This is a genomic window from Lactobacillus sp. UMNPBX6 (assembly GCF_002553975.1).
GTDB lineage: Bacteria > Bacillota > Bacilli > Lactobacillales > Lactobacillaceae > Lactobacillus > Lactobacillus gallinarum.
The window spans coordinates 1-10,508 of the sequence record NZ_PCZD01000057.1 but is presented as its reverse complement, the minus strand read 5'-3'; the positions used below and the strand labels follow the sequence as shown (position 1 = coordinate 10,508).

11 protein-coding genes are annotated in these 10,508 nt (G+C 38.0%); 7 read left to right on the top strand and 4 right to left on the bottom strand.

The genetic code is table 11. The features are described 5' to 3' along the window. Nucleotides 1-177: 177 nt before the first annotated feature. The 3 genes from CP357_RS08395 (at nucleotide 178) to CP357_RS08385 (ending at nucleotide 1,798) form a co-directional block, all read left to right on the top strand. Entirely contained in the window at nucleotides 178-909 is a 732-nt protein-coding gene (locus CP357_RS08395) for a carboxymuconolactone decarboxylase family protein (protein ID WP_098037048.1), read from the top strand. 86 nt (nucleotides 910-995) lie between these two features. Then, nucleotides 996-1,223 (top strand): hypothetical protein, encoded by a 228-nt coding sequence (locus tag CP357_RS08390; protein ID WP_003632732.1) that lies wholly within the window; start codon nucleotides 996-998, stop codon nucleotides 1,221-1,223. 155 nt (nucleotides 1,224-1,378) lie between these two features. Then, complete coding sequence (locus tag CP357_RS08385) at nucleotides 1,379-1,798, top strand: bis(5'-nucleosyl)-tetraphosphatase (RefSeq protein WP_098037049.1); 420 nt, start codon at nucleotides 1,379-1,381, stop codon at nucleotides 1,796-1,798. A 44-nt stretch (nucleotides 1,799-1,842) separates the two neighbouring features. Here the strand turns inward: CP357_RS08385 and CP357_RS08380 are convergent, their stop codons facing one another. The 3 genes from CP357_RS08380 to CP357_RS08370 form a co-directional block, all read right to left on the bottom strand. Further along, a complete protein-coding gene (locus CP357_RS08380) occupies nucleotides 1,843-2,136 on the bottom strand; it encodes a type II toxin-antitoxin system mRNA interferase toxin, RelE/StbE family (RefSeq protein ID WP_087364027.1) in 294 nt (97 codons plus the stop codon). Next, nucleotides 2,126-2,413, bottom strand: a complete 288-nt coding sequence (locus CP357_RS08375; protein WP_025006287.1) for a type II toxin-antitoxin system RelB/DinJ family antitoxin — start codon at nucleotides 2,411-2,413, stop codon at nucleotides 2,126-2,128. Before CP357_RS08375 ends, CP357_RS08380 begins: the two co-directional genes overlap by 11 nt. A 188-nt stretch (nucleotides 2,414-2,601) precedes the next feature. Next, nucleotides 2,602-4,260, bottom strand: a complete 1,659-nt coding sequence (locus CP357_RS08370) for a phosphoenolpyruvate carboxykinase (ATP) (RefSeq protein WP_025006288.1) — start codon at nucleotides 4,258-4,260, stop codon at nucleotides 2,602-2,604. 221 nt (nucleotides 4,261-4,481) lie between these two features. On the opposite strand from CP357_RS08370, the gene CP357_RS08365 reads away from it, so the two are divergent. From CP357_RS08365 to CP357_RS08350, 4 genes are read left to right on the top strand one after another with little or no spacing between them, the layout of a single operon-like run. Beyond that, complete coding sequence (locus CP357_RS08365; RefSeq protein ID WP_098037047.1) at nucleotides 4,482-6,329, top strand: TerB N-terminal domain-containing protein; 1,848 nt, start codon at nucleotides 4,482-4,484, stop codon at nucleotides 6,327-6,329. Between the two features lie 4 nt (nucleotides 6,330-6,333). Next, complete coding sequence (locus tag CP357_RS08360; protein WP_098037046.1) at nucleotides 6,334-7,659, top strand: ATP-binding protein; 1,326 nt, start codon at nucleotides 6,334-6,336, stop codon at nucleotides 7,657-7,659. Nucleotides 7,660-7,670: 11 nt separating this feature from the next. After that, nucleotides 7,671-9,902, top strand: coding sequence for a DEAD/DEAH box helicase (locus CP357_RS08355; protein ID WP_098037045.1), 2,232 nt, complete (start codon nucleotides 7,671-7,673; stop codon nucleotides 9,900-9,902). 32 nt (nucleotides 9,903-9,934) lie between these two features. Beyond that, nucleotides 9,935-10,306, top strand: a complete 372-nt coding sequence (locus tag CP357_RS08350) for a hypothetical protein (RefSeq protein WP_003626968.1) — start codon at nucleotides 9,935-9,937, stop codon at nucleotides 10,304-10,306. Nucleotides 10,307-10,318: 12 nt separating this feature from the next. Here CP357_RS08350 and CP357_RS10250 read toward each other — a convergent pair whose 3' ends face one another. Beyond that, on the bottom strand, nucleotides 10,319-10,468 hold the full coding sequence (locus CP357_RS10250; protein ID WP_158227266.1) for a hypothetical protein: 150 nt from the start codon (nucleotides 10,466-10,468) through the stop codon (nucleotides 10,319-10,321). Nucleotides 10,469-10,508 lie beyond the last annotated feature (40 nt).

Here is a 10,508-nt window from a genome sequence, read left to right as displayed (position 1 = left end):
GTTAGCGTAAGCTAACGAGCCACTAAGCCCTAGACTTCAGTCTAGGGTAGTTGACCTAAATGTTGCTAATAAGCATAAGCAGAAGTTATTCCGCAGAATAAAAAATAGATATTTTTCTTTAGGTCTGAAACGTACTTAAATAAGTAGTGAAGAGATCGTTTTAGAAAGGAAAATATCATGTCAATTAAAGAAGATGCACAAAGAATTCATGCTAACTTATTAGAAAAAACGGATCCAGAAGCCTTAGAACGGATTAATCATTTTGCTTTTGATGAAGTACAAGCTGCGGTTGATTTGCCTGATAGAACTAAGATGTTGTCAACGCTGGCTTATTTGTTAGGGATGCAAGGGATTGACGAGTATAAGGTCATGCTTCCCGTTGCTCTTGATAACGGGGTTAGTCCAGTTGAAGCTAAAGAAGTTTTGTATCAAGCTGTTGACTATTTAGGATTAGGTCGTGTTTTTCCATTTTTCAAAGCAACTAACGATATTTTGACTGCAAGAGGAGTAGATTTGCCGCTACCAGGTCAGTCAACCACAACGATGAAGAATCGCCTAGAAAAAGGTGAAGAGACGCAAATTCGTTTATTTGGTCCGCAAATGAAGGATTTTGCCAAGAAGGGTACCATCAACAAGTGGCTTGTAGATAATTGTTTTGGTGATTACTACACCAGAAAAGGTTTAGACGATCGTGACCGCGAAATGATTACATTTTGCTACATTGCTGCACAAGGTGGCTGTGAACCACAATTATTATCACATGCGCAAACTAATATTAGATTGGGCAACGACAAGGAATTCTTAATGAAGGTCATTGAACAAAATGTGCCATTCATTGGATATCCTCGTTCACTTAATGCAGTGAGAATCGTTAACCAAGCTGATGAAGCAGTTAACGGCAAAGATTAGAAAATTAATAAATTAAGCCCTTTCATTTAACAGCTTAAGCTAATAGAACTAGAATAGAAGATGTAGATGAAAGGAAGCTTATAATTATGGCAGATGCAAAAGAAATTGAACAAACAGCAATGATTGATCGTGAAATGGACCAAGTATTTGATTGGGCAAAGGGTAACTCAATGCCTATTCGTGACGCTATTTGGGACCACGAAATGGAAGCAAACAACCATGACACCATGAAGACTGAAGCAGCCTGTGAATGGATGCTCAAGGCCGATGATGATAAGATCAAGGATTACTGCGAAAAAAACTTAAAGAAGTAACTAAAATATTCTACTAGTCTTAATAATTTCGTCTGCTTTAAATTGACCAAATTTTAATTTGGTCAATTTTTTTGTATATTTCTTGCAAACAGCATATGAATCATCAATAATTATCAATAATTGTCTTATTAATGAAATGGGTGATAAAAATGAGACTGAAATTGGAACATTCTGCTGGTGCAGTTATTTACCGTAGACGTGAGGATGGTCAATTAGAGTTTTTAATTGTTCAAAGCGTGATTAATGACAATTGGGGCTTTCCTAAGGGACACTTAGAAAATGATGAGGATGCTGAAACTGCAGCTAAGCGAGAGGTATTTGAGGAAGTAGGGTTAAAGCCAGAATTTGATTTTAATTTTGTTCAAAAAACGCGATATGCATTAGCTGCAGGTAAAGAAAAAATGGTTACCTACTTTTTAGCTAAATATGTTGCAGGACAAGAGGTAGTTACGCAAAAAGAAGAGATCAAGGGCGATAAGTGGATAACACGTGCTGAAGCTGAAAAGTATCTCACTGTTTATGATAAGATGCGAGTGCTTGAAGCTGCACAAGACTATATTGAAAAAAGTAATTAAAGATCTACATAACAAAAAGACGAGAGCAATTAACTCTCGTCTTTTTAGTAGATGATTCTATGTGTTTGTTTATGGTTACCAATATCAAGTAAAATTAATTCAATTTGTTCAGTGTATTCGTTAAAACGATAGTATAGTAACCAGTCATCGTTATACTGTCTATCTATATGCATTTCTCGTACACCTTTGTCTAAAGGATGATCTTTATGCTTTTTTAAAAATTTTTGATCGTTCGTCACGATTGCTTTGACGCATTTTTTTACTTTATCCATTGGATAATGTTTTCTATTATATTTTTTGGCAGATCGAATGAATAGTGGGGTATACTTAATCTTCATCATTCAAAGCCTTATCGAATCCTTGATTAAATTCTTCTAATGAATTAAATTCACCAGCGAATTCACCTCGATCAGCTTCCGCAATAGCAGCATCTAATTCAGTAGTTGGTTTTAATGATAGAGGGATACTTTTAGTATGTTGAACCTCTTTTAAATACATTTTTATTCCTGTACTCAAATCTAAACCATAATATTTAAAAATAGCAGCAACTTCTTTTTTATCTTTTTCTGGCATTTTAAAATTTACTTGACTTAATTTTTCTTTATTTGAAATCATAATATCAGCTCCTTATATCTATTTTATTGTAAATTAAAGAAACTGTAAATAAAATAGATATAAGATATATAGCTAATTAATAGAAATGCAAGATTATACCAAAAAAGACGAGAGTAACAACTCTCGTCTTTTAGTCATTAAGAAAATGTGTTTTTAATTATATGAGGTAATATTATTTTCCCTAATTATTAGCTTAATTCCTTGATAATAGCTTCCAAGGTCTTTTTAGCTTCATCTTGAATTGGAGTTTCTGGGTGTTCTTCATCGTACTTGTTAAGCCAGTTCAAACGATCTTGCATTCTCTTAGCCAAGGTCTTTTGGTATTCTGGGTCTTCAAGGTGAACTTCGTAGCCTTCAATTGGTAAGTAGCTTACACCCTTGAAGTTACCAAATGGCTTGAAGTCACTGTCCTTGATGTTACCGTTAGCCAAGTCTTCGATCAACTTCTTAGTAACTTCCTTAGGAATGTCCTTGCCCATGAAGGCATCTGTGTTCAAGCTGTAGCAGCTTGCTCCACGCTTAGTGAACAATTCCTTGAAGTCTGTGTAGTCGCCTGATACAGGGTATGCACGGAATGGGTCTGCGAATGGTTCGATAACCAAGGTGTTCATGTCGAAGCCCTTAGGCAAGTTTTCAGCACTAGTTCTCTTGGTTGCTAAAGTACAGCCCATAGTAGTTGCCAAAACTGGGTCGTCAATCTTGATGATTGGAGGCAATGAACCATCCTTCATAATCCAGAACAAAGCGGTAATTGGTGACTTTTCAAAGTCTACACGGTGAGGACTAGTGTAACGGGTCTTGATAACACGACCGTTGTTGTTACGTAAGTCTTCAGTAACGATAACTTTCTTACCGTTTGAGTCTAACGTTACGTCACAGTTCATAATAGTAGTGTAGTACTTAGTTTCGTGGTGACCTGCTGGGTAGTCGTGGGTCTTGTCGAAGTATGAAGGTTCAAGTGCTACAGATGAACCGTCTTCACGTGAAATGATGAATGCATCGTCGTGCAAAACGGTGATATCATATTTACCATCGTACATTTCGTGAGTCAAAGTTGACTTACCAGAACCTGACAAGCCGTAGAATGCGAAGGTCTTGTCGTCTTTATCGTCAAAGTGGAATGACTTTTCACCACCGTGACATGCAGTGTAGCCGTGACGGTGAGCGATAGCCCAAGCTAAGGTTAAGGTACCCTTCTTAAGTTCACCGAAGTAGCGAAGGTTGAAGACAGCAGCACAGTTATGTGGAGCGTCGAATACGCCTAAACCCTTTGGATAGTCTTCGTCTTGAACATTAGGATCGAAGTAGAAGTAAATATCAGGTTCATCATAGAACTTAGACTTTGCGTACATCTTTTCAGCTTCATCATCGAAGAAGTGGAAGTTCAAAATGTATGAAAGCAGGTTGAAGGCTTGATCTTCTGGCATCATGATGTGAGCCTTAACAGTAAATGATGGGTCAAGACCTACCAAAACAGTAGCCTTTAAGTATTTTTGTTCGTGGCCCTTGTAGATATCTTCACGCAAGTTACCGTTCAATGCTTCAGCATCTTCGTTAGGATTGTCAACGAAGTGACGTGCACTGGCAGTTCTACCTAAGATCTTACCGTGGTTGTAAACCAATTGGGTTGCACCATGTGGCAAGCCTAATTCTTTAGTGTGTAAGATGGGCAAGTCAGTAACAATAACGCCTGATTGCTTCTTTGCTAAATTATAAGCTTCAGCAACACTAGTTACTTCGTGTACGTTGTTGCCGTAAAATGCACTTTCGATAGTTGCACGAGTGCGGCTAAACATTGGATTTGCTTTTCTAAGTTCGTCTTGAGAATAACGTTCTTTTGTACTCATATTAAGTTTTTGTCCTCTCTAGGAAGCTATTAATTAAAACGCTTTCATTAACTTACAGTTATTATACTAACATACTTGACTGGGTATAACCACCTAAATATTAAAATATAAGGTTTATGAAATACGAAAACATATACATAAAATAAAAAAACGCAAAGAAGACTAAGAATAAAATAGATGATATAATATAGAACATACGTACGAAAAAAGGAAACATAAAAATGGATTCTAATCAGCTTTTTAAATATGTTTATGCTAAATATGGATTGAAGTTTGAACCAATTGTGTCAGGTTCAACGGATACTTATGTATTAATGTCTCCACTTGATAGTGGCTATTTTGCTATGCTTTCTCGAATTAATGGTGAAAATTCAAGCAAGAGCAGTATTGTGGTTTTAGATTTAAAATGTGGTGACTTTGCTCCAACGATTCGTGATTTGCCTGGTTTTACTGATCCGGTTCGCATCAAGGGAGCAGAATGGGTAGGCGTAGTTTTGACTAATAATCGCGATGAGCAAGCGATTAAGAAGGCCCTAGATTATGCATTTAAATTAGCGATGAATGGTCAAGATACAAATGTCGCTAAGAGCCAATATTTTTATATTCCAGGAGAAAAAACAGAGGAAAAATATCAAGCGCAGCCAATAAAGCAGCGGTTGCCGCGTAGACAAGTTAACGATGTGATTCCCGATAAGATCAGACAAATGCGGGAATTATATGATTACAGTATTCTTCCTAGCACAGGTCGGCAGAAGAATTTTTATATTCAAGGGCAGTTTATGGCTGATTACGAAGATGAATATAAAAAATATTTTGCTTTCAAGCGTTTCTTTCCTACTTATCATGATATGAATGTGGGGCAATTGCGTAGTTACTTTACCTGGAGGACTAAGATTCGCAAGGGGGATTACCATCGCACTAGTACATCTTATGCATATGTATATTTGTATGAGCTGTTTAATAATATTGGCGTGGATAATCCACAGGATGGCTACGATAAACTGATTGCTTTTAAAAAGAATTATGTGGATAATTTCGATTTAGGAATTCAAACATATTTGGCAGATTGGATAAAGGATTACGTGCTTTATTATGGCTTACGAAAAGAAAAAATAGCTGAGCATTTTGCCAAAGATATTGAGCAAGATCATGATGATGAAATATTGCATTATCCGCAAAAATATACGGCAGAAGAGTTAGCGGAAGTTTTTGCAAAAAAGACGACATACTGGAAATCTTCAAAAGTAATTGCAAAGAATAAAGAGGTTTTTGTTCAAGTTTTAAAATGTGTTTGGCAAGAGGTGTTAGATGCTAAAAAATATGGCATAGCTTATTACAGCAGCTTTGTAGCTAAGCCGAAGGTCGTTGAGCAGCCCGTTTTTAAGCTCGCAGTTTTCTACAGAAAAGCAAAAAAGCCAATGACGGTTAAGGTTGATGCTGTGAGAAAGTATTATTACAAAAAGGGTTGGTGGTACATTCATCAAGAAGAAGCTGTGCCAAGACAGCGAACGAACTTGAATACTTTTTTGCATGAAGTAGATCGTTTAGTACGCGAGAAGCTGAATTTAGGACGCGCAATCAAGCCGCGTTTTATTGATCAAGCCGTGTTAAAGGCGATTACGGCTGGAATTGCTGCTTATCAACAGCAAAAAAAACAGGCAAAGATTGATCAGATTAAAATTGATTTTTCTGATTTAGACAAGATTCGGGCCAATGCTTCTGTCACGCGTGATAGTCTGTTAACCGATGAGGAAAAGCAGCTTGAGCAAGAGGAACAAGAGCAAGAGCAAGTGCAAAAGCAGGAGCAAGAAGTAGAAGTTTCAGTAGATCAAGATGACTACGGTTTAGACAAAGACGAAATGTTTTTACTAATGGCTTTATTGCAAGGGAAGCCGTGGCAAGATTATGTGCAAAAACACCATCTAATGGTTTCGATTTTAGCTGATAATATTAATGAAAAATTGCTGGATGAGATTGGCGATAGTGTGATCGAATTTAATGAACAAGATCAGCCACAAATAATTGAAGATTATGCGGATGATTTACAAGAAATGTTTTTAAAGGGATGATAAAATGCCAGAAAAAAGAAGAGTACCAAAAAGAATTGCACAAACTGTATTAAATTCACTAAAAGGTGGGGTAGTGCCGCGGATTGGTTTGCCTTATATTACAGTCGGCCGTAAAGAAGAAATTGAAGCCCTGCTTCATGATGTTGATATTATTCAAGATGGCGGTGCAAGTTTTCGTTTTATCGTTGGACGTTACGGTTCAGGCAAAAGCTTTTTACTGCAGACAATTCGTAATTATGTAATGGACAAAAATTTCGTTGTGGTTGATGGCGATTTGTCTCCAGAGCGTCGCTTGCAAGGTTCTAAAGGACAAGGACTAGCAACTTACCGTGAATTAATCCAAAATCTTTCTACCAAAACTCGTCCTGAAGGTGGGGCCTTAACCTTAATTCTTGATCGTTGGATTAATTCTGTGCAAAGCCAGGTAGCCCAAAGTGGTATTGCCAATGATGATCCCAAGTTTGAAGCTGAAGTAGATAAGAAAATCTATGCAGTAATTTCATCATTAAATGAATTAGTACATGGTTTTGATTTTGCTAAATTGCTTAACATGTATTATCACGCTTATATGTCTAATGACGATGAAACTAAAGCTAAAGTGCTTAAGTGGTTTAGAGGCGAGTATAGTCATAAGACTGAAGCTAAAAAAGATTTGGGTGTGGATATTATCATTTCAGACAGCGATTGGTATGAATATCTCAAATTGTTTGCGGCTTTCTTCAGACAAGCAGGTTATGCTGGCCTCATGATCATGATTGACGAATTGGTCAACATTTTTAAAATTCCGAATGCGATTAGTCGTCAATATAATTATGAAAAGATTTTGACAATGTACAATGACACTTTGCAGGGTAAGGCGAAGTACCTGGGCATCATTATGTGCGGGACGCCACAAGCAATTGAAGACCGGCGCCGCGGCGTTTATTCATACGAAGCACTGAGCAGCCGGCTTGCTACAGGAAAGTTTGTTCAAAACGGTGCGCGTGATATGTACGCTCCAGTGATTAAGTTGCAGCCATTGACCGCAGAAGAAATGCTAGTTTTAACTGAAAAATTGGCGGATATGCATGCTAACTTATATGGCTATGAAAGAACTATTACTGATGATGATTTAGCACAATTTATCAAGATAGAGTATGCGCGCGTTGGTGCAGATACTAACATTACGCCACGTGAAATTATTCGTGACTTTATTGAATTGCTCGACATCGTTTGGCAAAATCCTGACACTAAAATCACGGATCTGCTTAATTCTGATCGTTTTAATTATGCAAAATCTGAGGCTGTCTCAGATAATAAAGAGCAAGATTATACTGAATTTAGAATTTAAGGGTAAAAAAGATGGATGTTTTTTCACATTATGCACCATTTATCCAAGACTATATTTATGAACATGGTTGGCAAAATTTACGTCCGATTCAGGTAGCAGCCGCGGAGGAAATTTTTGAGACGGAAGATAATGTGCTTTTGTCAGCTTCAACTGCGTCAGGGAAAACAGAAGCCGCATTTTTCCCGATCTTGTCAGATATCTATAATGAACCAGAGGATTCGGTCAAAGTGCTTTATATTGCGCCACTAAAAGCTTTAATTAATGATCAATACGATCGCTTGACGGAGCTTTGTCAGGATGTCGATATACCAATTTGGCGCTGGCATGGGGATGTAGCGCAAACGCAAAAAAGAAAGATGCTCAAGAACCCATCAGGAGTTTTACAAATTACGCCTGAATCGCTTGAGAGTTTCATGATCAATAAGCACATGGATATTCCTCATTTGTTTGGCGGGCTGAAGTATATTGTGATTGATGAACTCCATTCATTTTTGCGCAGTGACCGCGGTGGCCAAACCTTTTGTCTAATTGAACGTTTGTCAAAATTAGCAAATGTTAATCCCAGAAGAATCGGACTTTCAGCAACCATCGGTAATTTGCAAGATGCCAGCGATTTTTTAGGAGCTGGTTCAAATAGAAAGACGGTTGCACCTAAGGTGCAGAACGAACCACAGATTTGGCATCTTTCAATGGAACATTTTTATAAAACTGATCCACAGGCCAGCAGCAAGGATTTTGATCCTAGTCAAGTCGAGCCTATAACGGATAAGGCACCTGAATTGGCTGATCCAGGTATTGGTTATATTTTTGAACATACACGTGGTAAAAAATGCCTAGTTTTTACTAATAGTCGTGAAGAGTGCGAAGCGGTATGTCAGGAACTGAGGGCGTATTGCGCTTATAACCATGAGCCGGATCGCTTTATGATTCATCACGGTAATCTTTCACCGGCACTACGGGAAACAGCTGAAGCGGCGATGAAAGATGAAGATGTTTATATGACAACTTGTGCTACTGCAACACTGGAATTGGGAATCGATATTGGTCAGCTGGAATCAGCGTTTCAAATTGATGCTCCGTTTACGGTGTCAGGCTTTTTGCAAAGAATGGGGCGTACAGGTCGTCGCGGCAATCCACCAGAAATGCATTTTGTTATGCGCGAAGAACATCCAGAATCTCGGGCCATGCTGCCAGAATTAATTCCGTGGCCTCTTATTCAGGGAATTGCCCTGGTTCAACTTTACGCGGAAGAAAAATGGGTGGAGCCGCCTGAACCTAATCGCTTGCCGTATAGTTTGCTTTATCATCAAACTATGAGTACGCTCGCCTCTAGTGGAGAGATGACGCCAGCAGAGCTTGCCTCAAGGGTGCTCACTTTGTCGTATTTTCATAATGTTAGTCAGGAAGACTACAAAGTTTTGCTTAGGCATTTGCTTAAAATTGACCACATTGAATGGACCGAGAATAAAGGATTAGTAGTCGGGCTTGCCGGTGAAAAGGTTGTGAATAACTTTAAATTTTATGCAGTTTTTGCGGAAAATGAAGAATTTAGTGTTCATGCTGGCAGCGAAGAATTAGGTACAATTGTTAAGCCACCTCCAGTTGGAGACAAAATTGCAATTGCTGGTCGAGTTTGGGTAGTTGAAGATGTCGATCGCAAGCGTCATCAAGTGTATTGCCATGAGGTGAAGGGAAGAATTCCTGCTTTCTTTGGTGATGTGCCAGGTGATATTCAGCCGAAGATTTTGCAACGAATGAAAAAGGTTTTGGAAGAGAAGGTCATGTATCCTTATCTGATGCAAAATGGCAAGGCACGCTTAACCCAGGCTCGTGATACTGCAGCTTTAGCTGGCTTAGCTAAAAAGAATTTGATTAAGCTTGGCGGCAATATGTGGTGTCTTTTCCCTTGGACTGGAACGTATGCCTTTTTGACGCTTGAACGGTTGATCAAAATTAAGTGCGGAGAGCAGTTGAATATCCGAGGTTTTAATTCATCTCGTCCATATTTTATGTATTTTGCGATGGATGGGGATGAACAAGACTTTTGGCGCATTCTTAAAGAGAAAGCTGACAAAGACTTTGATCCGCTGGATTTAGTCTATCCTAAAGAAATTCCAGGAATCGACAAGTATGATCAATATTTGCCAAAAGAGTTATTGCGTAAGGAGTTTGCTTATAGTGTATTAGACATTCAAGAGATGAAACGCTGCGTTAAGCAAATGGCGGATAACTATTTGGTATAATGGGAATATCTTGAAAAGGAAAGAGAATATCAATGCTTAAAATTAATCAAAATGTGTCTAAGGATGCTCAAACCAGAACTTTGTTAAAAGAATTGCTCAAGGTACACCAAATTCATCAAGCATACAATGTGCGTGATTTGACGGATGCGGATGAGCAAATTTTGGAAAAGTCTTTTAATTTAACCCGTGAATTGATGTCTAAGATTTCCACTAAAAAGATTAAGTTTGCAGATAAAAAGTGGGATTCTTTGTTTAACTTTTTGATGGCGGAACAAATTGCTTTTGCCAGGGTTTTAGCCAGTGGTGATGATAACTTGAATGGCTACGTTCAAGCTAAAAATCAGGCTCAACAAGCTTATGCTTTAGCTGAAACTGCTATTAATAATTTAGAAAATGAAAAATAAAAAAAGAGTTTTTCAGGACTTAATTAGTAAATTTTTAAAATCTTGTGCTGCCGAATTGCGATGATCATCAATTACGGCAAAAGTCACTTTTTTAATTGAAGATTTTTCTTTGAAGACGTTGTACCACATTTGGGCAACGTCTTTTGCTTGTGTGTCGGGCATGACATTTCATCTAGTCTAGTGAAAGTCTAGACCACGGGTA

Excerpts from the sequence above, each read along its gene's own strand:
- CP357_RS08395 (WP_098037048.1), top strand. The coding sequence starts at position 178 with ATGTCAATTAAAGAAGATGCACAAAGAATTCATGCTAACTTATTAGAA.
- CP357_RS08390 (WP_003632732.1), top strand. The coding sequence starts at position 996 with ATGGCAGATGCAAAAGAAATTGAACAAACAGCAATGATTGATCGTGAA.
- CP357_RS08380 (WP_087364027.1), bottom strand. The coding sequence starts at position 2,136 with ATGAAGATTAAGTATACCCCACTATTCATTCGATCTGCCAAAAAATAT.
- CP357_RS08375 (WP_025006287.1), bottom strand. The coding sequence starts at position 2,413 with ATGATTTCAAATAAAGAAAAATTAAGTCAAGTAAATTTTAAAATGCCA.
- CP357_RS08370 (WP_025006288.1), bottom strand. The coding sequence starts at position 4,260 with ATGAGTACAAAAGAACGTTATTCTCAAGACGAACTTAGAAAAGCAAAT.
- CP357_RS08365 (WP_098037047.1), top strand. The coding sequence starts at position 4,482 with ATGGATTCTAATCAGCTTTTTAAATATGTTTATGCTAAATATGGATTG.
- CP357_RS08360 (WP_098037046.1), top strand. The coding sequence starts at position 6,334 with ATGCCAGAAAAAAGAAGAGTACCAAAAAGAATTGCACAAACTGTATTA.
- CP357_RS08355 (WP_098037045.1), top strand. The coding sequence starts at position 7,671 with ATGGATGTTTTTTCACATTATGCACCATTTATCCAAGACTATATTTAT.
- CP357_RS08350 (WP_003626968.1), top strand. The coding sequence starts at position 9,935 with ATGCTTAAAATTAATCAAAATGTGTCTAAGGATGCTCAAACCAGAACT.
- CP357_RS10250 (WP_158227266.1), bottom strand. The coding sequence starts at position 10,468 with ATGCCCGACACACAAGCAAAAGACGTTGCCCAAATGTGGTACAACGTC.